A 24470-nucleotide genomic window follows, 5' to 3' on the forward strand; every position below is an offset into this window, starting at 1 on the left:
ATTGGTCCGGTGGCCGGGGGCTCCCGGAAGTTTGGCCAATCTGTGACATCCATCGACGTCATCCGCGCCGGACGGTAATCTCAGTCCGCCGATCCGCCACGGCCGAAGGGTGACGGGTGACCACAGACACTGACCGGGCCGTGCCGGGCGAACCGGAGCCCCGATCCTCGGCCGGGGGCGTCGACATCGAAACGCGCCCACCGGAGCCTGCCGGTGGCGAGCCACCCAGGCGCCGGCTCGGTGACCGGATCGGCTCGGTGGAGATTCTCGCGGCGCTGCTGATCATCCTGATCATCTTTCGGGAGCCGATCGCCGCCGCCCTGGACGATCCCCGCATCCAGACCTGGACCACCGTCTTCGTCTCGATCATGGTGCAGGCAGTGCCGTTCCTGGCCTTCGGAGTGCTGCTCTCCGCCGTGATCGCGGTCTTCGTGCCCCGATCCTTCTGGGCGAAGGCGTTGCCCCGGCACCCGGCGTTGGCGGTGCCGGCAGCCAGCGCGGCCGGGGTGGTGCTGCCGGGCTGCGAGTGCGGTTCGGTACCGATCGCCGGGTCACTGATCCGGCGGGGCGTGACCCCGGCCGCCGCGCTGGCGTTTCTGCTCGCCGCCCCGGCTGTCAACCCGATCGTGCTCACCGCCACGGCGGTCGCCTTCCCGAACAACCCCGAGATGGTCCTTGCCCGGGGCGTCGCCAGCCTGATCGTCGCCATGATCATGGGGTGGCTCTGGCTGCGGCTCGGGCGCACCGAGTGGATCAGGATGCCGCGCCGCCCGGAGCTGGACGACGCGTCCCGGGGCCGGGCCTTCTGGGCCGCCGTCCGCCACGACGTCACTCACGCCGGTGGTTTCCTGGTACTCGGCGCGATGGCCGCCGCAAGCATCAACGTACTGGTGCCGGAGCGGTGGTTGCAGACCCTCGCCGACAACGCGTGGCTGTCGATCCTGGCGCTGGCGCTGCTCGCCGTGCTGCTCTCGCTCTGCTCGGAGGCTGACGCCTTCGTCGCTGCCTCGCTGTCCCAGTTCTCGCTCACGTCCCGACTGGTCTTCCTGGTGGTGGGGCCGATGGTCGATCTCAAGCTGATCTCGATGCAGGCCGGTGTGTTCGGCCGCCGCTTCGCCTTCCGGTTCGCGCCGACCACCTTCGCGGTGGCCGTGCTGGTCGCCGTCGGCGCCGGGGCGGTGCTGCTGTGAACCGGCAGGCGCAGGCGGTGATCCTGCTGCTGCTCGGCGGCGCGGTGATCCGGGCCAGCGTCACCGACCTCTACCTGCGCTACGTCAAGGAGGGCCTGCGTCCCTTCCTGATCGCCGCCGGCCTGCTGCTGGTCGCCGCCGCGATCATGACGCTCTGGTACGAGCTGCGCCCGCCAGCCCCCCGCGCGCTGGCCCCCGCCGACGGTCCCACCGTAGGCCCCGACCGCCCCGACGGGCACGACGGGCACGGGCACGCCCACCACGAGCCGCGGGTCGGTTGGCTGCTGATCCTGCCCGTGCTCGGCCTGCTGCTGGTCGCCCCGCCGGCCCTCGGGTCGTACGCGGCGGGTCAGGCCGGCACGGCGTTGAGCAGCCAACAGCAGTCGGACTACCCGCCGCTGCCCGAGGGGGACCCGGTGCAGGTCAGCGTCCTGGACTACGCCTCCCGGGCGCTGTTCGACCGGGGCACGTCGATCGGCGATCGGCGGGTTCAGCTCACCGGCTTCATTGCCACCGGCGCGGACGGCCAGCCGATCCTGGCCCGGATGGTGCTGTCCTGCTGCGCCGCCGACGGCCGACCGGTCAAGCTCGGGTTGACCGGCGACGTACCGGCCGGGCTGCCCGACGACAGTTGGGTCGAGGTGACCGGCCGCTACAGCGATCGACTCGGCCGGGATCCGGTGAACGACGCGGAGATCCCCTACCTTGAGGTCGAGTCCTGGCGGCAGGTGCCTGTCCCCAAGCGTCCGTACGACTGACGTCGCGCCACCCCCTGCGAGATTGGTGCCCGCTGCGGGCTTGACCCTGACGCTGCGTCAGCCCTCCATGCTGATCGGCATGACGATCCCGGCGACGACCAGTGAGCTTCAGGGGCCCGCGATCCGGGTGCGGGGCCTGGCGAAGTCGTACCAGAAGCTGCACGTGCTGCGTGGCGTGGATTTCGAGGTCGCGCGGGGGAGCATCTTCGCCCTGCTCGGCTCGAACGGCGCGGGCAAGACCACGGTGGTGAAGATCCTTTCCACGCTGCTCAAGGCCGACGCGGGCACCGCACACGTCAACGGCTTCGACGTCGCGACGCGGGCGGCCGACGTGCGCGAGTCCATCAGCCTCACCGGGCAGTTCGCGGCGGTCGACGAGATCCTCACCGGGCGCGAGAACCTCGTCCTCGTCGCCAGGCTGCGGCACCTCAAGGCACCCGGCGCGATCGCGGACGAGCTGTTGAAGCGCTTCGCATTGACCGAGGCGGGTGCCCGCAGGGTGGCGACGTACTCCGGGGGCATGCGCCGCCGGCTGGACATCGCGATGAGTCTGATCGGGAATCCGCCTGTCGTCTTCCTCGACGAGCCGACGACCGGGCTGGACCCGCAGGCGCGCCTTGAGGTGTGGCACGCCGTCAACGAACTCGCTCAGGGCGGCACGACCGTGCTGCTCACCACCCAGTATCTCGACGAGGCGGAAAACCTCGCCGACCGGATCGCGATCCTCCATGAGGGACGAATCATCGTGGACGGCACCCTCGACGAGCTGAGGCGGATCCTGCCACCCGCCGAGGTCGAGTACGTCGAAAAGCAGCGGAACCTCGAAGACATCTTCCTCACCCTCGTCGGTGCCGGCACAGACAAGGAACAGCACTGAAGCGGCAGGTGCCGATCGCCTTCATGCTGCTGTTCGTCCACGGCTTCGGTGGTGCGATCGAGACCGGGGCCGACTCGTACGTGGCCTACCGCGTTAGCCCGACTCGGCCGGGCCCGGTGTGGTGGGGGCAGGATCGGGGCATGCTGACGATCGGTCAACTGGCGGCGTACGCCGGTGTCACGGTGCGGACGGTGCGGCACTACCACCAGATCGGGCTGCTGCCCGAGCCGGAGCGGGACGCCTCGGGTTACCGGCGGTACGGCCCGACGGCGGCCGTGTCCCTCATCAAGATCCGCACTCTCGCCAACGCCGGTGTGCCGCTGTCCCGGATCAGTCAGCTACTCGAAGCCGATGCGGCGACCTTCGCGGAAGCGATCCGCGGGATCGACGGTCACCTGCGGGAAGAGATCGAACGGTTGCAGACCAGCCGTAGGCAGATCGCGCAGCTCGCGGCCGGGGACGGTCTGACACTCCCCCCGGAGGTGACCGCCTACCTCGATCGGCTCCGGGAAATCGGTGTGTCCGAGCGGGTGATGGCGGGCGAGCGGGACGGCTGGATCCTGGTGGCCGCCCGCTGGCCCGATCACATCCGCGAGTTCATGCCCGGCAAACTCGCGCAGCTCGACGACCCGCGGGTCGTCCGGCTCTACCGGGTGCTGTCGGAGATCCTCGACGGCGACGCCGACGACGACCCACGCTTGGCGGAGGCCGCCGACATCATTGCCAACCTGGCTGAGCAGGCGTACGCCGCCGGCACGTTCGAACCCTCCGATGGGGACTACCAGGACCTGATGCACGACCTGCTGGACGCGCTCGCCGTTGAAGCCGATCCCCGGATGCAACGACTGCAGGAGTTGTTGCGCGAACGAGGCTGGACCGGTTGGAACCGGATGGAGCGGCTGGCCGAGCCGCCCTGTTGATTGTCACCTTTCGGAGCCGGCGTCGGGTCGTCGGTAGGCTGCCGGCATGCGCATCGATGCCCGAGGTCTGCGGTTCGACGTCACCACCGGTGGTCCGGAGCAGGGCGAACCGGTGCTGCTGCTGCACGGTTTCCCGCAGCACTCGGGTGAGTGGGACGACGTACTGCCGGCCCTGCACGCCGCCGGTCTGCGCAGCTACGCGCTGAACCAGCGGGGCTACTCGCCACACGCCCGGCCCACCCAGGTCGAGGCGTACCGGCTGGGTGAACTGGTCGCCGACGCGGCTGCGGTGCTGGACGCCCTCGGGGTGCCCGCCGCCCACGTGGTCGGGCACGACTGGGGTGCGGTCGTCGGGTGGGCGCTGGCCGCCACCCACCCGAACCGGGTACGGACCCTGACCGCGGTCTCCGTGCCGCATCCGGCGGCCATGGCGTACGCGTTGACACACGACCCGCAGCAGAAGGCGCGCTCGGCGTACATGGTGCTGTTCCGGAAGCCGGGGGTGGCGGAGAAGACGTTGCTGGCGCTCGGTGCGGCCGGGCTGCGGCGGCTGCTGCGTGGCGTCGGCGACGCCGCCCGGGTGGCCGCGTACGCCGATCCGATGCGTGAGCCGGGTGCGCTGACCGCCGCGTTGAACTGGTACCGGGCGATGTCGAAGGCGGATCTGGCGGCGATCGGCCCGGTGCCGGTGCCGACCACTTTCGTCTGGAGTGACGGTGACGTCGCCATCGGGCGGGTCGCCGCGCAGGCGTGCGCCGCTCACGTGACCGGGGATTTTCGATTCGTCGAACTGGCCGGGGTCACCCACTGGATCCCGGACGAGGCGCCGACGCCGCTGGCCGAGGCGATCCTGGCCCGGGTACGCCCGGCGGTTTGAGTGGGCGGAGAGCGGGCACCGGGGATCCTGAACGGGTTTCGGGTCGCACCCGGTGGGGCATCAGCGTGACCGCCGGCGGCGAGGGCCGGCGGAGCCCCGGAGGTCCGCAGTGTCAAAGGAAACCGAGAAGCAGCGGTGGCAGCGCAACTTCGCCGACCTGCTACAGGAATTGCGGGTCGCGCAGACCGGCGTGCAGATCCTCTTCGCCTTCCTGCTGACCCTGCCGTTCAGCGCCGGCTTCGACGACACCACCCAGTTTCAGCGGGACGTCTACATCGTCGCGCTGCTGGCCGCAGCCGGCGCCACCGCGATGATCATCTCGCCGGTGGCGTTCCACCGGGCGCTGTTCCGGCAGGGCCGCAAACCGGAACTGGTGCGCTTCGCCCATCGGATGGCCAGTGGCGGTCTCGGCTTCATGCTTGTCGCGATGGTGAGTTCGGTGCTGCTGATCACCGACTTCGTGCTCGCCCGACCGATCGCGTTCCTGCTCAGTGCCGTTACCGGTCTGTGGTTCCTGACCCTCTGGATGATGCTGCCGTTCGCCCGCCGCAACTGGGGTGAGGACGACATCGACGACGACGAGGACCCGAGCGGCCTGAACCAGGACTGAGTCGGCCGCTGCTGCGGATATCCGTGGCTACCTTTGGGTAACAAACGCGGGTAGCCTGCTGAACAGGCGGAACAGTCCGACTGTCCGGATCGACCCCCGGGGGTTTGCCGTGGCCATCGCCGAGAACCACCGTCCGTCAGCCACCGACAGCCGTAACGCCGACCGCGCCCCAGAAGCAGCGGGCCAGGTGCCCGCGCCGGACGCGGCGGGCCAGGTGTCCGAGAAGGAGGCCCGTCAGGTCGCCGAGGCGGCCCGCCAGACCACCTGGGACCGGCCCAGCTTCGGCAAGGAACTCTTCCTGGGCCGGCTGCGGCTCGACCTGATCGATCCGTGGCCGCGACCGGATCCGGAGGAACAGGCCCGCGCCGAGGAGTTCCTCGGCCGGCTCCGCGACTACGTCGCCACCGAGGTGGACGGCGCGGCGATCGAACGCGACGCGCGGATTCCCGACGAGGTGTTCCAGGGGCTGGCCCGGCTGGGCGCCTTCGGGATGAAGATCGGCCGGGAGTACGGCGGGCTCGGCCTGAGCAACCTGCACTACTGCCGGGCGTTGATGCTCGCCGGCTCGGTCAGCCCGGCGATCGGCGCGCTGCTGTCGGCACACCAGTCGATCGGCGTACCTCAGCCGTTGAAGATGTTCGGCAGCGAGGAGCAGCGACGTCGCTTCCTGCCCCGGCTGGCCGCCGGCGAGGTCTCCGCGTTCCTGCTGACCGAGCCGGACGTGGGCTCCGACCCGGCCCGCCTGGCGACCACCGCCGAGCCGACACCCGACGGCACCGGCTACCGGATCAACGGCGTCAAGCTGTGGGCCACCAACGGCACCGTGGCCACCCAGCTCGTGGTGATGGCCCGGGTGCCGAAGGCGGAGGGACGTCGCGGCGGCATCACCGCCTTCGTGGTCGACGGCGACGCCGAGGGCATCACGGTCGAGCGGCGCAACGCCTTCCTCGGCCTGCGTGGACTGGAGAACAGCCTCACCCGATTCCACGACGTCTTCGTACCGAAGGAGAACGTCATCGGTGGCGAGGGTAAGGGGCTGCGGATCGCCCTGAGTACGCTGACCACCGGCCGGTTGTCGCTGCCGGCGATGTGCATCGGCGCCGGCAAGTGGGCGTTGAACGTGGCCCGGGAGTGGTCGGCGGAGCGGGTCCAGTGGGGCCGGCCGGTGGGTGAGCACGAGGCCGTCGCCCAGAAGCTCTCCTTCATCGCCGCGACCACGTACGGCATGGAGACCATGCTCGACCTCTGCTGCCTGCTCGCCGACGACGACCGCAACGACATCCGGATCGAGGCGGCGCTGGTGAAGCTGTACGCCAGCGAGATGGCGTGGCGGGTCGCCGACGAACTGGTCCAGATCCGCGGTGGCCGGGGGTACGAGACGGCCGAGTCGCTCACCGCCCGGGGCGAACGCCCGGCCGCGGTCGAGCAGATGCTCCGTGACCTGCGGATCAACCGGATCTTCGAAGGCTCTACGGAGATCATGCACCTACTCATCGCCCGGGAGGCGGTGGACGCGCACCTGTCGGTGGCGGGCGACATCATCGACCCCGACGCCGGGCTCGCCCGCAAGGCGAAGGCTGGTGCCCGGGCGGGCGCGTTCTACGCGCGGTGGCTGCCGACCCTCGCGGTCGGCAAGGGGCAGCAGCCCACCGGGTACGGCGAGTTCGGTCCGCTCGCCGGGCACCTGCGTCAGGTGGAACGCGCCAGTCGGAAGCTGGCCCGGTCCACCTTCTACGCGATGTCCCGCTGGCAGGGAAAGATGGAGCGCAAGCAGGCGTTCCTGGGCCGAGTGGTGGACATCGGCGCGGAGCTGTTCGCGATGAGCGCGGTCTGCGTACGCGCCCACGCCGAGCGCGACACCCGGCCGGAGAACGTCGAACTGGCCGACCTGTTCTGCCGGCAGGCCCGGGTCCGGGTAGACGCCCTGTTCACCGCCCTGTGGGAGAACACCGACTCGATCGACGTGACGGCTGCCAAGCGCATCCTCGCCGGCCGCTACACGGCTCTGGAGGACGGCGTCATCCCGCCACCCGCCGACCTGCCCTGGGTGGCCCCCTGGACCCCCGGCCCCTCCACCGCCCCCTCCACCGCCCGCCGCCACCTCCCCCCGCCCACCTGACCCCACCCCCACCCCTAACCCCAATGCCGCTCAGTTAGGGAGGGCCTGTCTCGCTAAGGGTGTTTCCGGCGATCTTGGTTAGTAGGTTTCAGCGGCTGGGAAGCGGTCGCTGAAGGTGATGGCGAAGGCGTTCAGGGCGGGTTTCCAGCGCGTCGTCCATCGGGTTCTGCCTGCTCCGGTGGGGTCCAGGGATCGGGTCACCAGGTACAGGCACTTCAACGCGGCCTGCTCGTTGGGGAAGTGGCCGCGGGCCTTGACCGCCCGCCGGTAGCGGGCGTTCAACGATTCGATCGCGTTGGTCGAGCAGATGACTGTGCGGATCTCCAGGTCGTAGTCGAGGAACGGGATGAACTCCGCCCACGCGTTGTCCCACAGCCGGATCACCGCCGGGTACCGGCCGCCCCATTTCTCGGCCAGGTCGTCGAACGCGGCCCTTGCGGCGGTGGCGTTGACGGCGGTGTAGATCGGCTTGATATCGCGCTTCAGCTCATCCCAGTAACGCCGCGAGGTGAGCCGGAAGGTGTTGCGGATCAGATGGATCACGCACGTCTGCACCACCGTCTGCGGCCACACGTTCGTGACGACATCGGGCAGGCCCTTCAACCCGTCGCAGACCAGGAAGAACACGTCCTTCACGCCCCGGTTGCGCAGGTCGGTGAGCACGCTCATCCAGAACTTCGCGCCCTCACCACCCGCGCCGGCCCACAACCCGAGGATGTCCTTGTCCCCGTCGAGGGTGACTCCGATCGCGGCATAGAACGGCCGGTTCGCCACCTGCCCATCCCGCACCTTCACCACGATGGCGTCGATGAACACCGCCGCGTAGATCTCGTCCAGGGGCCGGTGGGACCAGTCGGTCATCTCCTCGATCACCTTGTCGGTGATCCGCGAGATCGTCTCCTTGGACACCGAAGCCCCGTAAATCTCGGCGAAGTGCGCCGAGATTTCCCCGGTGGTCAAACCCTTGGCATACAACGACAACACCACCTCATCGACGCCCGACAGGCGACGCTGCCGCTTGCGCACGATCTGCGGCTCGAACGTGCCCGCCCGGTCCCGCGGCACGTCGATCTGCACCCGTCCCGACGCGTCGGTCAACACCGTCTTCGACCGAGTGCCGTTGCGGATGTTGCCCGAGCCGGCACCGTCGGGTTCGTGTTTGGCATAACCGAGATGCTCCGTCATCTCCTCGTTCAACGCGGTCTCCAGGACCGTCTTGGTCAACTGCTTCAACAGCCCGTCCGGACCCGTCAACGACAAGCCCTGCTCCTTCGCGGCCCGAACCAGCTCAGCGGCGGCTTTCGCCTCCGCCGACGGCTCAGCCCGCTTCTTCCGTCCGGTCTGGTCGTTCAGTGTCGCGGTCATCACGGCACCCTCCTCACCAGGCACAACGCCCGGCAGGTCAGGCCGGAAACACCTTTAGATCCACAGACCCGTTAGGGAGACGGGGCGTCTGTCAAGGAGCGTGTCGATAGACGAGGGCGGCGGGGTCTCGGTATAGAGGTTTGTCACTCCAAGACAGCCTCTGGACCGGGAGCCCCGCCGTTGGAACAGTGTGCCATTGCTCGGACCGTCACGGTGGCAGCCGGCCGGTTCGCGCCAGGTCATCTGGGTGAGTTGACGCAGCAGGTGCCCTTCGAGATGGTCGATGCCGTCCTGGCGCAGACGCGGGCGGTGCAGGCTCGGGTGCGGGATCTGCCGTCGCGGGTGGTGGTGTATCTGCTGCTCGCGGCGGGGTTGTTCACCGAGTTGGGTTATCGGCAAGTGTGGGCTCGGCTGGTTGCTGGTCTGGACGGGTTGCCGGTGGCGATGCCGACTTCCTCAGCCCTGTCTCAGGCTCGCCGTCGGGTTGGGGACAAACCTTTGGCAGCGTTGTTCCGGCTGGTGGCAGGTCCGCCTGCCGGGGCTGGGCGATGGCGAGGTCTGCTGGTGTGTGCAATCGACGGCACCAGCATGTTCGTGCCCGACAGCACGGCGAACCTCGCGGTCTATCCTCGTCAGGCCGGAACTCACGGCGGCTCGGGCTATCCGATGCTGCGGCTGGTCGCGGTCGTCGTGTGCGGCACGCGGACCCTCATCGATGCGGTGTTCACTTCCATCAGCACCGGCGAGTTGAGCTGCGCCGCTCGTCTGCTGGGCTGTCTGCACCCGGGCATGCTGCTGCTGGCCGATCGGGGCTTCGCTGCCCGCACGATGATCGAGCAGTTCGCCGGCACCGGCGCTGACCTACTCATCCGTGACAAGGACGACCGGCGGCTACCCGTCATCCGCCGCCATCACGACGGTTCCTGGCTGTCGGTCATCGGCACGATGAGCGTCCGGGTCGTCGACGCCGAGATCGTCGTGAGCATGAACGGCAAACGCCACATCGGCCGGTACCGGCTGATCACCACCCTCACCGACCAGCGCCGTTTCCCGGCCATGGACCTGGTCACCCTCTACCACCACCGCTGGGAGATCGAAACGGCATACCTGGAGTTGAAGTCCACCCTGCTGGGCGGACGGGTCCTGCGAGCCCGAACCCCGAACGGGATCAGTCAAGAGGTCCACGCCCTGCTCACCACCTACCAAGCGGTCCGGCTGGCGATGGCTGACGCCACCGCCAGCCGGCCCACGACCAACCCCGACCGGGCCAGCTTCACCATCGCCGTCCACGCCGCCCGAGACCAAATCACCCACGCCGCCGGTGTCATCGCCGACACCGTCATCGACCTCGTCGGAGCCATCGGCCGCGCCGTCCTGGCCGACCTGCTCCCCCCACGCCGCACCCGAATCAGCCCCCGCGTGGTCAAACGCGCGATCTCCAAACACCGCGCCAAAGGCACCATCGACCGCACCACCTACCACGCCACATTCAAGATCAACATCCTCGACGCGGCAGCATTGACAACCAACCCACCGCCCTAACTGAGCGGCGTTGCCCCTAACCCCCCACGCGGTCCCGCGCCAGCCCGTGTTGATCAAGAAGTTCTGGTCTGAATCGGCGCGATTCACGACCCAAACTTCTTGATCAACAGGGGAGTGGTGGGGAGGTCAGGGGTGGTGGGGGTCGCGGAGGCCTAGGCGGCGGAGTTCTAGGGCGGCCAGGGCGTTGACCGTCGCGTCGTCGCCACGGCGCCACGCTTCGGCGACGTCGGGGGCGATCCGGGTGAGCTTGCGCAGCGGCTGGCCGGCCAGGGCGCGCAGGGCCAGCAGGTCCCGGCCGGCGGGTGCGGCGGCCAGTGTCGCCGCCGAGCCGGCCCGGCGCATCCAGCGCACCCGCAGCGGCAGCCAGCCGAACACCACAAGTCCGAGCGGCACGATCAGCAGCCCGACGGCCAGTGCCAGCGCCAACTGGTCGACCAACTCCTGCTGGTCGCGGCCGGCCTCGGCCAGCGAGCGAGCGGCACCGGCCGCCCGCTCGAAGGGTGCGGTCAGCTCATCACCGACCAACGGCACCCGGCCGACCTTGCCGCCGGCTTCGGCGAGGTTGTCGGCAAGTCCGCCGCCCGCCCCTTCCAGCTTCTGTCCGGGTACGGCCAGTTTCTGCACCAGGTCGTGCAGCCACAGCGCGCCCCGGATCGTCGCGTACACCCAAGCGATGACGAGCAGATCGGTGAGTAGCTGTCGCAGCGCGGTCGGGAAACGATCAGCGTAGATCTTCACGCCGGACAGACTGCCACGGACCCCGCCAGCCGGCACCCCGACAGTTGCCCGTCAGATCTCGCCGATCACGTACTTCTGATCGCCAGCACGCCGACCCGGGCGGCACCCGCAGTGACGCGACGAGGAAGACCGGCGGCCGACCGGTCAGCGGGCGCAGGTCGGGCAGGTGCCGAAGATCTCCAGGGTGTGACTGACGTCGGTGAAGCCGTGCTGCGCGGCGACCCGGTCGGCCCAGGTCTCCACCGTCGGCCCGGCGACCTCGACCGTACGGCCGCAGGCCCGGCAGACCAGATGGTGGTGATGCCCCTCGCTGCACCGGCGGTACAGGTGCTCGCCGCCCGGTGGACGCATCACGTCGATCTCGCCCGCGTCAGCCAGCCCCTGCAACGTCCGGTAGACCGTGGTCAACCCGACCCGCTCGCCACGATCGCGCAGCATCGCGTGCAGTTCCTGGGCGCTGTGGAACCCGTCCGTCTCGGCGAGCAGCGCGCTCACCGCCGAACGCTGACGGGTGTTGCGAACGGCCGTATTACTCTCGCTCATGATCCCTCCCCGGCGTGGCTGACCGCGTCGGCCACGATGTGCGCGACGTGCTCGTCGACCAGGGTGTACGCGATCTCCCGCCCCCGCCGGGAGCCCCGGACCACGCCCGCCCCACGGAGCACCCGCAGGTGCTGGGAGACCAGCGGCTGGGCCACGCCGAGCTTGTCCACCAGCTCGTGCACGCAGCGCTCACCACCGGCCAGCTCGCTGACGATGGCCAGCCGGATCGGTGCCGAGAGGGCGCGCAGCAACTCGCTGGCACCCTCGTACGCGTCATAGCCGGATCCGCTGGTCACCCTGCAACGGTAACCAATACCGGCGGGCAGCTCGTGATCAGGATCCGCCGAGCACCACCTCGTGCGGCTCCGGAGCCGGCGCGGGTTGGGGTCGGGCCCGCCGGAGCCGGCGCCAACCGGCGGCCAGCAGGGTGACCACCACGAACGAGGCGATCGCGAGGACCACCACCGAGGCGCCCGGCGCGGTGTCGGCGACCGCCGCCATCCAGATGCCCGCGCCGCCGGCGAACAGACCCAACGCCATCGCCGCCGCCATCGTGCTGCGGAACCCCCGGGTGACCTGCTGCGCCGTGGCCACCGGGACGACCATCAGCGCGCTGATCAGCAGTACGCCGACCGCCCGCATGGCGATCGTCACCGTGATCGCCGTGGTGACCGCGAGCAGCAGGTTGAGCGTGCGCACCGGCAGGCCGGAGACCCGGGCGTACTCCTCGTCGTGACAGACGGCGAACAGCGCCGGCCGCAGCCCGATCATCGCGATCAGCACGGCCGTGCCCAGCACCGCGATGGTGGCGACATCCGTCCGGGACGCCGTGCTCAATGCGCCGAACAGGTACGCGTTGAGATTGGAGCTGGTGCTGTCGGAGAGCCCGACCAGCACCACCCCGCCGGCGATGCCGCCGTAGAAGAGCAGCGCGAGAGCCAGGTCGCCGGAGGTACGGCCGCGTTCCCGGATCAGCTCGATGGCGACCGCGCCGATGGTGGCCGCGATCACGGCCATGATCACGGGGGAGGTCTGGAAGAGCAGGCCGGCACCGACCCCGGTCAGCGCGACGTGCCCGATGCCGTCCCCGATCAGCGCCAGCCGCCGCTGCACCAGGTAGATGCCGAGCGCGGGCGCGGTGAGCCCGATGATCAGAGCGCTGACCAGCGCAAGCTGCATGTACTCGTACTGGAAGAGGTTCAACTCGTGCTCCACAGCCCGGCGGGCTCCTCGGGGCCGTGCGGATGCACGTGGTCGTGGTCCGGCGCCGCGTGGTGCCCGGCCGGCTCCGGCACGGCGCCGTCGTGCGCCACGAACCCCTGGTGTACGACGATCGCCCGGCCGATCACCGGGCGCAGCGGACCCAGTTCGTGGGCGACGAGCAGGACGGTGCCCCCGCTGACGGTGAAGTCGCGTAACGCACCGGCGAACGCCTCCTGGCTGGCCGCGTCCACGCCGGCCGTCGGCTCGTCGAGGATCAGCAGCTCGGGCTGCCCGGCGAGGGCCCGGGCGATGAGCGTGCGCTGCTGCTGCCCCCCGGAGAGGGTGCTGACCGGGTCCTTCGCCCGGTCGGTCAGGCCGACGGCGCGCAGCGCCTCGGCGACGGCCTCCCGGTCGGCGCGCCCGGGCGGACGCAGGACTCCCCGGCGGGCCAGCCGCCCGGCGGCGACCACCTCGGCGACGGTGGCCGGTACGCCACTGCCGGCGCCGAGGCGCTGGGGGACGTACCCGACGCGGTGCCACTGTCGGAACCGGCGGACCGGTCGGCCGAACAGGGTCACGGTGCCGGAGCTCAACGGGACCAACCCGAGAATGGCGCGGATCAGGGTGGACTTGCCGGAGCCGTTGGCACCGAGGACCGCGACCACCTCACCGGCGGTCACGGTAAGCGAAACGTCACGAAGCACGGGGCGGCCGTCGTAGCCGACCACCCCGTGCGTGACGGTGATGACGTCAGGTGTCACGAGCAGCTCAACGCCGTCCTCAGGGTCTGCAGGTTGGTACGCATCACCGAAAGGTAGTCCCCGTCGCCCTCGGCTGACAGGCCCTCGATCGGATCCAGCACCGCGGTCTGAGCGCCGACCTCACGGGCGATGGTCTCGGCCACCTTCGGGCTGACAAGCGTCTCGAAGAAGATCGTGGTGGCCTGGTGCTCCCGGGCCTCCTCGGCCACCGCCGCCAGTCGCTGCGGGGACGGCTCGTCCTCCGGGGTGAGTCCGCTGATGCCGATCTGCTCCAGCTGGTACTTCTGCGCCAGGTAGCCGAACGCGGTGTGGCTGACCACGATCTCCCGACGCTGGCAGGTCTTCAGCCCCTCGGTGAACTCGGTGTCCAGCTGTTCCAACTCGGTACGCAGGGTGGCGGCCCGCTGGGTGTACTCGTCGGCCCGGTCCGGGTCGGCCGTGCCGAGCCGCTCGGCGAGCTTGTCGCCGATGGTGGCCAGCCGGGTCGGGTCGAGCCAGACGTGCGGGTCCTTGGTGCCGTCGGACGCCTCCTCGGCGTGCTTCTCGTCGGCGTGCTCCTCGTCCTCGTGGCCGTGCTCGTCCTCCTCGCCTTCGTGGCCGTGGTCGTGGCCACCGGCGGTGGCGTCCAGCAGGGGCTCCACGGTCGCCACGTCGAAGGCGCGGTCACCGGCCTGCTGTTCGACCGCCTCGTCCACGGCGGGCTGGAAGCCGTGCAGGAAGAGGACCAGCTCCGCCTCGCTGATCTGGCCGACCTGACCCGGGTTCAGCTCCAGGTCGTGCGGCTCGGCGCCGGGGCGGGCCAGGTTGGTCACGGCCACGGCGTCGCCGCCGATCCGCTCGGCGAGGAACTGCAACGGGTAGAAACCGGCCACCACGTCGACCCGCTGCGGGTCGGCGCCGGCCGGGCTGTCGTCATTCGAACAGGCGGTGACGCCGGTCAGGGCGAGCAGGGCGGCCGTGGCGGTGGCCAGGGCGCGCGGGGCGGAGCGGAAGGTCATGTCACCGACTCTCCGCGACAACGACAATGATTGTCAAAAACGCATGATTGCATGTCAGAGCAGCTTCACCAGACCGGCTGTGACCAGCAGGGTCAGCACGACCAGCCGGATCGCCCGGGTCTGCGGCGTCTGCACCGTCCAGGTGGTCACCAGCAGGGCCGCCAGCGCGCCGGCCAGCAGCAGCGTCAACAGCCCGCCGATCACGCCCGGAGTGAAGAACGCGACCAACGCGAGGACGAGGGTGACCAGGAACACCGTCGTCGGGTTGGTCCGGGCCAGTCGGCCGGCGATGCCAGGCTGCGTACGCTGCATTCCACAGACTCTACGAGGAGGAGAAGCCGGTGCTGGTGACCAACCGGTTCGTGGTCGACGAAGACGTCGCGGAGGCGTTCACCGCCCGGGCCCACGCGGCCCTCGCCGCGCTCGCCGCCCGGCCCGGCTACCAGCGCGGACAGCTGGTCCGGGCGTTGGACGACCCGCGGCACTGGTGCCTGGTCACCGAGTGGGAGTCGGTGGGCACCTACCGCCGCGCCCTCGGCGGTTTCGACGTGAAGATCACGGCGGTGCCGCTGCTCGCCGAGAGTGTCGACGAGCCGTCCGCGTACGAGCCGTTGGCGACCGCCGCGCCGGGCGGGGACGTGGTCACGGTGGCCAGCGACCGGGCTGCGGGTCCTTACCGCTGAGTCGCCGGGCACTACGCTGGCTCCTATGACCGCTCCCGGACCGGCAGCCCCACCACCAGACCCATCGCCGCCCGGCCAGCAGGGACCCCAGGCGGCGGACGAAAGCGGCACGCCGGCCGCCGGTCCGGTGCCGCCCGGCCCGCCGCCGGGTCAGGTGCCGTCCGGTCCGGAGCGGGGCGCTCCGGTGCCGCCGCCCGGGCCCGGGGTGGCGCCGCCTTTCGCGGCACCACCGACCGAGGGCGGTCGGTCCCGGCTCTGGCTCGGTCTCGGTGCGGGGGCGCTGGCCCTGCTGCTCTGTTGCGGTGGTGGCGGCACGGCGGTCGTCGGCCTGCTGGTAAGCGGAGTGCAGGCGATCGAGGAGCAGGGACGCACGGTCTCCGGCGACTACTACCGGGCCCTCGCGGACGGCGAGTACGGCCAGGCGTACGACCAGCTCTGCGAGGACGCCCGGCGGCGCGAGTCCCGGCAGGAGTTCGAACGCCGCTCCGCCGCCGAGCCGCAGATCTCCTCCTACCGGGTCGGCGAGGTGGACACCACCACCCTCACCGTGCCGGTGGAGGTGACCTACCGCGGCGGCGGCCAGGAACGCCAGCAGGTCGTGCTCGCACAGGATCCGCAGACCGGTGGCATGGAGGTCTGCGGAGTCAACTGACCGGTCGCAGGTAATGTGCTGGGTTCGGGACCGCGCCGGTCGTACCGTGGTCCCGAACCGTCCCCGCCGACCGTGACGTCCCCGCCGACCGCCAGTCGGCGTAGGAGGAAAAATGCCAGCCGACCGTATCGACGCCGTTGTCAGCCTCGCCAAGCGCCGGGGCTTCGTCTTCCCCTCCAGCGAGATCTACGGGGGCACCCGGTCGGCGTGGGACTACGGTCCGCTCGGCGTGGAACTCAAGGAGAACGTCCGCCGGCAGTGGTGGAAGACCATGGTCCAGCAGCGCGACGACGTGGTGGGTCTGGACTCCGCGGTGATCCTCGCCCGGGACGTGTGGGCCGCCTCCGGGCACCTGGAGGCGTTCGTCGACCCGCTGACCGAGTGCCAGTCCTGCCACAAGCGGTTCCGCGCCGACCATCTTGAGGAGGCGTACGAGGCCAAGCACGGCCGCCCGCCGACCTCGTTGGCCGAGCTGAACTGCCCCAACTGCGGCAACAAGGGCACCTTCACCGAGCCGCGGATGTTCAACGGCCTGATGAAGACCTATCTCGGCCCGGTGGAGAGCGACGAGGGTCTGCACTACCTGCGGCCGGAGACCGCCCAGGGCATCTTCGTCAACTACCGCAACGTGGAGACGGTCGCCCGCAAGAAGCCGCCGTTCGGCATCGCGCAGACCGGCAAGTCGTTCCGCAACGAGATCACCCCGGGCAACTTCATCTTCCGTACACGGGAGTTCGAGCAGATGGAGATGGAGTTCTTCGTCGAGCCGGGCACCGACGAGCAGTGGCACGAGTACTGGCTCGCCGAGCGCTGGAACTGGTACCTCGACCTCGGTCTCTCCGAGACCAACCTGCGCTTCTACGAGCACCCCATGGAGAAGCTCTCCCACTACTCGAAGCGCACCGTCGACATCGAGTACCGGTTCCAGTTCGGCGGCACCGAGTTCGCCGAGTTGGAGGGCATCGCCAACCGCACCGACTTCGACCTGTCCACGCACAGCAAGCACTCCGGCGTCGACCTGTCGTACTTCGACCAGACCAAGCAGGAACGGTGGATCCCGTACGTGATCGAGCCGGCCGCCGGCCTCACCCGCGCGGTGCTGGCCTTCCTGCTGGAGGCGTACGACGAGGACGAGGCGCCGAACACCAAGGGCGGTGTGGACAAGCGCACCGTGATGCGCTTCGACCCGCGACTGGCCCCGGTCAAGGTGGCGGTGCTGCCGTTGTCGCGTAACGAGGCGCTCTCGCCGAAGGCGAAGCAGCTCGCCGCCGACCTGCGCAAGCGCTGGGTGGTCGAGTTCGACGACTCGCAGGCCATCGGTCGCCGCTACCGCCGGCAGGACGAGATCGGTACCCCGTTCTGCGTCACCGTCGACTTCGACACGCTTGACGACAACGCGGTGACCGTGCGCAACCGGGACACCATGACCCAGGAACGGATCGGCCTGGACCAGGTCGAGCGCTACCTGATCGACCACCTTCCCGGCTGCTGATCCCCGCCCCCGCCCGGGCACGCCGGTCTGAATCCGGCGGCCCGGGACGGGTGCGACGGTCGAGCCGACTGGCATCCATGGCCAATGATGTCTTCAGGCGGGCGTATCCGCACGGAGACGATGAAGGGCCAACGACGTGGAGCCGGAAGCACGCGAGGAGATCTTCGAGCGGGCGCGGGAGTACTCCACCCGGCCGACGGGCTGGGAGCAGGCGGACGCGCTCTGGGTGCGGGTCATCGAGGCGTACCGGCAGTCCGTCGCGGGCGGCCAGGTCGACCGGCACGATCAGCGTCAGCTGGCTCGTGCCCTGTGGCGGCACAGCATGGTGTTGGCCGCCATGGGTCGCCACGACCGGGCGAAGGAGTCGGGCCACCAGGCCGTCACGCTGTTCGCGGAGATCCATCAGGCGGTGGCGGCGGAGCATCCGGATCCGACCCAGCCGCGCCGGGACGAGGCGCTTGGTGAGCTGATCACCGCGATGGTGGACTCCGGCGAGTCGGCGTTCGTGGCCGGCAGCCCGGAGGTCCGGCTGAAGTTGCTGGAGAAGGCAATCGGGATCGGTCTGCACACCGCCGGTCCGCCGCCTGGCGCGGGGCCGCGCACCCGTGCGGCGATGGCCACCGCCTACCACAACTATGCGAACGCTCTGCTGCACCGCCACCAGCAGCAGGGTGCGGAGTCCGATGCTCAGGAAGCGGCGCTGGCCGGCTCCCGGGCGATGGAACTGCGGCTGAAGGCGCTCGACCCGCAGCAACCGATCACCATCTGGGAACTGGCCAACACGTACTCGATCTACGCGCACGCCCTGGTGGCCATCGGCGACGTCGAGCGTGCCAGGTTGGTGGTGAAGCAGGGCATCCTGCTGACCGACTTGCTGGGTGTGGGCGGGACGGAGATCCAGCAGAAGCTGCGGGCGGCGGAGGCGCTGGTCCGGCAGGCGTCCGGTGGCGGGGGTCGCCGGTGGCCGTGGCGGCGGCGCTGACCACGGTCCCCGTACCCTTGAGCGGTGGAAACCGCCCTCCCTCCCGCCGCCGACCGGCCGTCGCTGAGCATCGGGCCGCACCAGGTCTGGCCCCCGGTGGTGCTCGCCCCGATGGCCGGCATCACAAACGTCGGCTTTCGGCAGCTCTGTCGGGAGCAGGGCGGCGGCATCTACGTCTGCGAGATGATCACGACGGTCGCCCTGGTCGAGCGGAACCCGAAGACGCTGCGGATGATCGCGTTCGGGGCGGACGAGCGCCCACGCAGCCTCCAGCTCTACGGCACCGACCCGGAGACCACCGCCGCCGCCGTGCGGATCGTGGTCGAACGGGACCTCGCCGATCACATCGACCTCAACTTCGGCTGCCCGGTGCCGAAGGTGACCCGGCGCGGTGGTGGCGCGGCCCTGCCCTGGCGGCGGCGGCTCTTCGCCCGCCTGGTGCGCGCCGCCGTGGACGCCGCGTCACCCGCCGGGGTGCCGGTCACGGTCAAGATGCGCAAGGGCATCGACGACGAGCACCTGACGTACGTCGAGGCGGGGCTCGCCGCCCAGGAGGCTGGCGTCGCCGCGGTCGCCCTGCACGGTCGTACGGCCGCCCAGCGGTACTCGGGCACGGCGGACTGGGACGCCATCGCCACTCTCAAGCAGGCCCTCGACGTACCGGTGCTCGGTAACGGCGACATCTGGGAGGCCGACGACGCGCTGCGGATGGTGGCGCACACCGGGGTCGACGGCGTGGTGATCGGTCGCGGCTGCCTCGGCCGCCCGTGGCTCTTCGCCGACCTGGAGGCGGCGTTCAACGGCTCGTCACAGCGCCGGCTGCCCACCCTCGGCGAGGTCGCGGTGACCATGCGCCGGCACGCCGAGCTGCTGGTCGAGCAGTTCACCGCCGGTTCCCGCACCCCGGCCCGGGGTGAACGGGACGGCTGCACCGACTTCCGCAAGCACGTCGCCTGGTATCTGAAGGGCTTCCCGGTGGGCAGCGAGCTGCGCCGTTCGCTGGCGATGATCGACAGCCTGGCCCAGTTGGATGACCTGCTCGGCAAGCTCGACCCGGCGGCAGCGTTCCCGGTCGAGACGCTGGGCCAGCCGCGCGGTCGTACCAACTCACCGGGCAAGGTCTTCCTGCCCGACGGCTGGCTGGCCAGCCGCGACGACGACACCGTTCCGGAGGGCGCCGAGCTGGACGACTCCGGCGGCTGACCCCGCCCACCCGTCCGCACCCCAGCCCCATGTCCACACCCCCCGCCCGCTGCCCGCGAGCCGGGCGGGCGGTGGCGACAGCAACATCGGGGGACTGTAAGACGAACGGTGTAACTCCTGATCAAGGAGCAGCACCTGATGTCTGATGGATCGATGGCCGCCGTGGATACTGCCGCGGTGGCGAAGAACGGGCCGGGACAACCGGCGGAGGGTCTCGACGGGGAACTCGTCGCCCAGATCGTGGAGCAGGCCCGTGCGGCGGGTCTGCAGCTGACCGGCGACGGCGGTCTGTTGCAGCAGCTCACGAAGCGAGTCCTGGAATCAGCGCTTGAGGGCGAAATCACCGATCACTTGGGCTATGACAAGGGCGAGCCGGCGGGCAGGAACGGCGGGAACTCCCGCAACGGTGTGCGGGCCAAGACGGTGCTCACCGATGTCGGCCCGGTCGAGATTGACGTGCCGCGCGACCGGGATGGGTCGTTCGCGCCGCAGATCGTCCGCAAGCGGCAGCGTCGGTTGTCCGGTGTGGACGACATGGTCATCTCGCTGTCCGCCAAGGGCCTGACCACCGGGGAGATCCAGGCCCACCTCGCCGAGGTCTACGGTGCCGACGTGTCACGGCAGACGATCTCGACGATCACTGACAAGGTTGTCGAGGGCATGACCGAGTGGCAGAACCGGCCTTTGGACCCGGTCTACCCGGTGATCTTCCTGGACGCGGTGCACGTGAAGATCCGTGACGGGAAGGTCGCCAACCGGCCCATCTACCTGGCCCTGGCCGTCACCGTTGACGGCACCCGGGACATCCTCGGGCTGTGGGCCGGTGACGGCGGTGAGGGCGCCAAGTTCTGGCTGCAGGTCCTCACCGAGCTGAAGAACCGCGGTGTCGCGGACGCGTGCATGGTGGTCTGTGACGGACTCAAAGGGCTGCCCGACGCGATCGGCGAGGTGTGGCCCGAAGCGGTGGTGCAGACCTGCGTGATCCATCTGCTGCGTGCCTCGTTCCGGTATGCCGGCCGGCAGCACTGGGACGCCATCGCCAAAGCCCTGCGGCCGGTCTACACCGCGCCCACCGAGCCGGCTGCCAGGGCCCGGTTCGCCGAGTTCACCGAGGCGTGGGGCGGCAAGTATCCGGCGATCGTGCGGCTGTGGGAGCAGGCGTGGGCGGAGTTCGTGCCGTTCCTGGCCTTCGACGCCGAGATCCGCACCGTCGTCTGCTCCACCAACGCCATCGAGAGCGTCAACGCCCGCATCCGCCGCGCCGTCCGCGCCCGCGGCCACTTCCCCAACGAGGCCGCCGCGCTGAAATGCGTCTACCTGGCCGTGATGAGCCTCGACCCCACCGGGCAGGGCCGCCGGCGCTGGACCATCCGCTGGAAGCCAGCCCTCAACGCCTTCGACATCGCCTTCGAAGGACGCCTGTCCGCAGGCCGCAAGTAGCCGTCAACAACCCGAGTTACACCGTTCGTTTGACAGACCCTTAGCGAGACAGGCCCGGCTCGTTGTGGCGTGACACTGCAACTTCCCCGATGTTGTCCCCGGGTGAGTGGGATGGGGTTGGGGTGGGACGACGAAGGGCCGGCCCTGGGTGGGGTCGGCCCTTCGTGGTGTTTCGGTTGGTCAGGAGGTGGCGCTGTAGCCGCGGGTGGCGATCCAGTCGGCGAGGGTGTCGATGCTCATCCGGTAGGAGGCTTGGGTGGGGTCGGCGGAGTCGGCGATGGTGACGGTGTCGCCGCCGTCGCGGTAGCCGACGACGCTGATGTAGTGGCCGCCTTCGAAGCTGTGGGTGGTGCCGTCGGTGTCGGTGGCGGTGCCGGCGATGTTGGCGACTACGGCGCGGCCGTCGTTGACGGTGCGGACGATGTCGTCGCGCAGCTTGTCGGTCTGCTTGTCGTCGGCCTTGGGGTCGGTGATCTCGACCGAGCGGTAGACGTCCTTGCCGGTCTCCTTGTTGAGCACGGGGGTGATGTCGTTGATGGAGTTGGTGCCGGCCTCGGTGGTGCGCATCTGCTTGGCCATGGTGTCGACGTCGATGTTCTTGCCCTGCACGCTCAGGGCGTTGCGGGCGGCGGCGGGGCCGCAGTAGTAGAAGTTGGGCTGTGCTTCGTAGCGGACGCCGAGTTCGCGTTCGCCGCCGGGCTTGCGGTCGGCCTGCACGGCGCTGGCCTGGACGCCCGGGGTGGCGTGGGCGGCGATGGCGGGGCCGGCGATGCCACCGGCGGTGGCGGCGGCAGCGGCGATGGTCAGGGCGGTCTTACGCAGGATGGTGGTAGCCATGATGATCTGCACCTTTCGGTCGGGGGTGCGCGCGGCTGCGCCCGCGTGTGGGGGATGCGGGTGAGCCATGCGGAAAGGGGGGAGGTTTTGCGGCGTTCGTCCGGTGTCCCGGGAGGCGGGGTGACACCGGGGGATCGCGGCCCGGCCAGGTGTAACGCCGGGTGGGCCGGGGTCATTCCGTGGGCTCGCGGGGGATGCGTTGCCCGGAGCTGTAACGCCGGGTAGGCCGGGGCCATTCCGGGGGCCTCGCGGGGAGGCGGATGGCGCTGGCGTCGTCGTCCGGGGTGTAACGCCCGACGGCGGGGAGCCATTCCGACCCGGGCCGGGGCGGCGCTCGGAGGCGCTCGCGGTTACGCCATGTACAACCACCGGACCCGGCCCGCGATTCCGCCGCGGGGGTGGCCTCGGCCACCGGCGAACCGGACAACCCGGCCATTCGGTGATCCGGGTGTCAGGGGCGGGCCAGGAGTCGGGCGCCGGTGACGCCGAGCCAGGTGAACCCGGCATATATCGCGATCCGCTCGAACAGCCCAGCCGGCGCGCCGGGGAGGCACCCCGGCATGGTCGAGGGTGACGAGCGTGGCGCAGGTCAGGAAGGCGGAGTTGTTCCTGGACGGACTGGCGGCTCGCCGGAGCGGCTGACCGGCGGGGGCTCGGCCGGCTCGGCGCCGGGCGACGGCCTGCGCGGGGCGGGCACCGGCGGCGTCGCCGGCCATGGCAGTTCCGGACAGCGGTGGTACGCGATGCCCGCCGCGGCCCAGCGTGGGCCGTGCCCCGCCAGCCGCCCGCGGAACGCGCTCCAATCGTGCGTCGACCGGGGTGACCAGCCCAGCTCGGCGATGGCGGGCAGCCGGGGGAACAGCATGAACTCGATCTCGGCGAGGGTGGTCACCGACTCGGTCCACAGCGGCGCCTCGACACCGAGCACCGCCTCGGCCGGTACGCCCGCCAGGTGGTTGGCCGGATCCCAGTCGTAGGCCCGGCGTACGTCGATCAGGCCGGCCCAGTCGTGCCCGATCGGGGTGTCCGGGTCGTACTTCATGTCGAGGTACGCGTGGTTGCCGGGGGAGAGGATCAGCCGGGCGCCTCGGCGTACCGCCTCGGCGGTCACCGGATCCTCGCCGGTCGTGCCCCACCACTGGAGGATCCGCCGGTCGGCGTGGGCGGCGGGGGCGATCTGGTGCCAGCCGATCACGTTCCGGCCCAGCCCGGCGACGATGCGCTGCACCCGTTCGACGAAACCGGCGTACACCTCGGCGGGCACCTTGAACGCCTCGTCGCCGCCGATGTGCAGCCACCGCCCGGGGGTGAGGGCGGCGATCTCGCCGAGCACGTCGGCGACGAAATCGTAGGTGCGCTCGCTGGCCGGGTCGACGTAGCTGAAGCCCACCTCGGTGCCGGTGTACGGCGGCGGCGCGACCCGGTCGGGGGCCAGCTCGCCGTACGCGGTCAACGCCGCGTGGGTGTGGCCCGGCAAGTCGATCTCGGGGATCACGGTGATGTGCCGGTCGGCGGCGTACGCCACGATCCGTTGGTAGTCCGCCCGGGTGTAGTAGCCGCCGGGGGCTTCGCCGACCGCGCCGGCCCCGCCGACGGTGGCCAGCCGGGGCCAGGAGTCGATCGCGATCCGCCAGCCCTGGTCGTCGGTGAGGTGCAGGTGCAGCCGGTTGAGCTTGTACCGGGCCAGGTGGTCGATCACCCGCAGCACGTCGGTGACGCCGAAGAAGTGCCGCGCCACGTCGAGCATCGCTCCGCGGTGCGGGTAGCGGGGGCGGTCGAGAATCGACCCGCCGGGCAGCACCCAGCGTTCGGTGGCCGGCGTGGCGCTCTCCACGGCGGCGGGCAGCAACTGCCGCAGCGTCTGAACCCCGTGGAAGAGACCGGCGGCGGTGCCGGCGGCGATGCGTACGCCGTCGGTGGTGATGTCGAGCCGGTAGCCCTCCGCACCCAGTGCGGCCTCGTCGGTGAGGGCGAGGGCGATGCCACCGGACGGTACGGGCGTGGCGGCGTCGGTCACCGGCAGCGGGTATCCGGTCGCCGGGCGCAGCAGCGCGGCGAGTTGCCCGGCGACGGCCACTGCGGCCGGATCGGCGCTGACCCGGATCACCGCGTCGGCGGCGAGCAGGTAGTCGGCCGTCGCGTCCGGTTCGATCCGTTCCGGCGCGGGCACCACGTCGCCCAGCCGGGTCGGTGCCGGGGGTGCGAGCAGCGCCGCCGCCTTCCGCTCCGCCGCCCGGGCCAGTTCCCCAGCGGTACGTCCGGCAGCCTGGGCCGCATCGTCGGCGCGCGCGGCGGTCTCCGCCTCCGGGGCGGGTGCCGCTTCGGGCGGTGCGGGGAGGTCGGCGAGCTGGGGCGGGTCGAGTGGTTCGGGTGCGGCGGACACGAGGACTCCCGAGGGGGTGTATTCGCGGCGGTTGTGGCAATGGTGCGGGGTGGTGACGGAGCGTGCCGTCAAGGGTACGAGGAGGTCGGCAATTGCGTGAATGTGCGCGTGGAACCGTTCCCAAAAACCGTGCTGAACGCGAACAGTCGTGATTGCTGTGCCTATTGTCACCGAATGCTCCCGGGCCGCTCGTTGTTCGCTTAGCCTTCGCCCACCGATCGGCACGACTCCCTGGATTACCAGCTGGTGGATTCGGGGTACCACAAAACTTAACCTTCGTTAAGTGTCAATCCGGGC

General features: G+C 70.3%; 24 protein-coding genes. 14 read left to right on the plus strand and 10 right to left on the minus strand.

The annotated features are described in order from the left end of the window. Positions 1 to 248: 248 nt before the first annotated feature. The 7 genes from O7624_RS22650 to O7624_RS22680 all read left to right on the plus strand — a co-directional run bounded on the left by O7624_RS22650 (position 249) and on the right by O7624_RS22680 (position 7351). Positions 249 to 1190: a permease gene (locus tag O7624_RS22650; RefSeq protein ID WP_282240721.1), complete on the plus strand. Its 942-nt coding sequence runs from the start codon at positions 249 to 251 to the stop codon at positions 1188 to 1190. Next, on the plus strand, positions 1187 to 1948 hold the full coding sequence (locus O7624_RS22655; protein WP_282237170.1) for a TIGR03943 family protein: 762 nt from the start codon (positions 1187 to 1189) through the stop codon (positions 1946 to 1948). Before O7624_RS22650 ends, O7624_RS22655 begins: the two co-directional genes overlap by 4 nt. A 79-nt stretch (positions 1949 to 2027) precedes the next feature. Next, complete coding sequence (locus O7624_RS22660) at positions 2028 to 2825, plus strand: ATP-binding cassette domain-containing protein (RefSeq protein WP_093407668.1); 798 nt, start codon at positions 2028 to 2030, stop codon at positions 2823 to 2825. A 140-nt stretch (positions 2826 to 2965) separates the two neighbouring features. Further along, on the plus strand, positions 2966 to 3745 hold the full coding sequence (locus tag O7624_RS22665) for a MerR family transcriptional regulator (protein WP_282240722.1): 780 nt from the start codon (positions 2966 to 2968) through the stop codon (positions 3743 to 3745). A gap of 46 nt (positions 3746 to 3791) precedes the next feature. After that, a complete protein-coding gene (locus tag O7624_RS22670; RefSeq protein WP_282237171.1) occupies positions 3792 to 4622 on the plus strand; it encodes an alpha/beta hydrolase in 831 nt (276 codons plus the stop codon). A 109-nt stretch (positions 4623 to 4731) separates the two neighbouring features. Continuing rightward, positions 4732 to 5232: a DUF6328 family protein gene (locus O7624_RS22675; RefSeq protein ID WP_282237172.1), complete on the plus strand. Its 501-nt coding sequence runs from the start codon at positions 4732 to 4734 to the stop codon at positions 5230 to 5232. Between the two features lie 187 nt (positions 5233 to 5419). Then, positions 5420 to 7351, plus strand: a complete 1932-nt coding sequence (locus O7624_RS22680) for an acyl-CoA dehydrogenase family protein (protein ID WP_282240723.1) — start codon at positions 5420 to 5422, stop codon at positions 7349 to 7351. A gap of 78 nt (positions 7352 to 7429) precedes the next feature. On the opposite strand, the gene O7624_RS22685 is transcribed toward O7624_RS22680, so the two are convergent. Beyond that, positions 7430 to 8716: an IS256 family transposase gene (locus O7624_RS22685; protein ID WP_282237173.1), complete on the minus strand. Its 1287-nt coding sequence runs from the start codon at positions 8714 to 8716 to the stop codon at positions 7430 to 7432. A gap of 252 nt (positions 8717 to 8968) precedes the next feature. Here O7624_RS22685 and O7624_RS22690 point away from each other — a divergent pair, with 252 nt between their 5' ends. Continuing rightward, positions 8969 to 10258: an IS4 family transposase gene (locus O7624_RS22690; protein ID WP_282236290.1), complete on the plus strand. Its 1290-nt coding sequence runs from the start codon at positions 8969 to 8971 to the stop codon at positions 10256 to 10258. A gap of 126 nt (positions 10259 to 10384) precedes the next feature. Here O7624_RS22690 and O7624_RS22695 read toward each other — a convergent pair whose 3' ends face one another. The 7 genes from O7624_RS22695 to O7624_RS22725 form a co-directional block, all read right to left on the minus strand. Continuing rightward, positions 10385 to 10996: a hypothetical protein gene (locus O7624_RS22695; protein ID WP_282237174.1), complete on the minus strand. Its 612-nt coding sequence runs from the start codon at positions 10994 to 10996 to the stop codon at positions 10385 to 10387. Positions 10997 to 11140: 144 nt separating this feature from the next. Continuing rightward, on the minus strand, positions 11141 to 11539 hold the full coding sequence (locus O7624_RS22700; RefSeq protein WP_282237175.1) for a transcriptional repressor: 399 nt from the start codon (positions 11537 to 11539) through the stop codon (positions 11141 to 11143). Beyond that, complete coding sequence (locus O7624_RS22705; RefSeq protein WP_093407467.1) at positions 11536 to 11835, minus strand: metalloregulator ArsR/SmtB family transcription factor; 300 nt, start codon at positions 11833 to 11835, stop codon at positions 11536 to 11538. Before O7624_RS22705 ends, O7624_RS22700 begins: the two co-directional genes overlap by 4 nt. A 37-nt stretch (positions 11836 to 11872) precedes the next feature. Beyond that, positions 11873 to 12742 carry a metal ABC transporter permease gene (locus O7624_RS22710; RefSeq protein WP_282240724.1) on the minus strand — a complete coding sequence of 290 codons (870 nt, stop codon included), beginning with the start codon at positions 12740 to 12742 and terminating at the stop codon, positions 11873 to 11875. Next, positions 12739 to 13503 (minus strand): ABC transporter ATP-binding protein, encoded by a 765-nt coding sequence (locus O7624_RS22715; protein WP_282237176.1) that lies wholly within the window; start codon positions 13501 to 13503, stop codon positions 12739 to 12741. The genes O7624_RS22710 and O7624_RS22715 overlap by 4 nt, the downstream gene beginning before the upstream one ends. Beyond that, positions 13500 to 14501, minus strand: a complete 1002-nt coding sequence (locus O7624_RS22720; protein ID WP_282237177.1) for a metal ABC transporter substrate-binding protein — start codon at positions 14499 to 14501, stop codon at positions 13500 to 13502. Before O7624_RS22720 ends, O7624_RS22715 begins: the two co-directional genes overlap by 4 nt. 54 nt (positions 14502 to 14555) lie before the next feature. Next, entirely contained in the window at positions 14556 to 14813 is a 258-nt protein-coding gene (locus tag O7624_RS22725; RefSeq protein ID WP_093407458.1) for a hypothetical protein, read from the minus strand. Between the two features lie 29 nt (positions 14814 to 14842). On the opposite strand from O7624_RS22725, the gene O7624_RS22730 reads away from it, so the two are divergent. The 6 genes from O7624_RS22730 (at position 14843) to O7624_RS22755 (ending at position 20953) form a co-directional block, all read left to right on the plus strand. Beyond that, on the plus strand, positions 14843 to 15184 hold the full coding sequence (locus O7624_RS22730) for an antibiotic biosynthesis monooxygenase (protein WP_093407456.1): 342 nt from the start codon (positions 14843 to 14845) through the stop codon (positions 15182 to 15184). Between the two features lie 154 nt (positions 15185 to 15338). Further along, positions 15339 to 15836, plus strand: coding sequence for a hypothetical protein (locus O7624_RS22735; RefSeq protein ID WP_093407654.1), 498 nt, complete (start codon positions 15339 to 15341; stop codon positions 15834 to 15836). A gap of 112 nt (positions 15837 to 15948) precedes the next feature. Next, on the plus strand, positions 15949 to 17328 hold the full coding sequence (locus O7624_RS22740; RefSeq protein WP_282237178.1) for a glycine--tRNA ligase: 1380 nt from the start codon (positions 15949 to 15951) through the stop codon (positions 17326 to 17328). 136 nt (positions 17329 to 17464) lie between these two features. Then, positions 17465 to 18310 (plus strand): hypothetical protein, encoded by an 846-nt coding sequence (locus O7624_RS22745; protein ID WP_282237179.1) that lies wholly within the window; start codon positions 17465 to 17467, stop codon positions 18308 to 18310. Between the two features lie 24 nt (positions 18311 to 18334). Next, positions 18335 to 19513, plus strand: a complete 1179-nt coding sequence (dusB, locus tag O7624_RS22750) for a tRNA dihydrouridine synthase DusB (RefSeq protein ID WP_282237180.1) — start codon at positions 18335 to 18337, stop codon at positions 19511 to 19513. Positions 19514 to 19651: 138 nt separating this feature from the next. Then, positions 19652 to 20953 (plus strand): IS256 family transposase, encoded by a 1302-nt coding sequence (locus tag O7624_RS22755; protein WP_282236516.1) that lies wholly within the window; start codon positions 19652 to 19654, stop codon positions 20951 to 20953. Positions 20954 to 21133: 180 nt separating this feature from the next. Here O7624_RS22755 and O7624_RS22760 read toward each other — a convergent pair whose 3' ends face one another. Next, positions 21134 to 21790, minus strand: a complete 657-nt coding sequence (locus O7624_RS22760; RefSeq protein ID WP_282237181.1) for a C39 family peptidase — start codon at positions 21788 to 21790, stop codon at positions 21134 to 21136. 589 nt (positions 21791 to 22379) lie between these two features. Continuing rightward, entirely contained in the window at positions 22380 to 24173 is a 1794-nt protein-coding gene (locus O7624_RS22765; RefSeq protein WP_282237182.1) for a beta-N-acetylhexosaminidase, read from the minus strand. Positions 24174 to 24470 lie beyond the last annotated feature (297 nt).

Source organism: Verrucosispora sp. WMMD1129 (assembly GCF_029581255.1).
GTDB classification, from domain to species: domain Bacteria; phylum Actinomycetota; class Actinomycetes; order Mycobacteriales; family Micromonosporaceae; genus Micromonospora; species Micromonospora sediminimaris.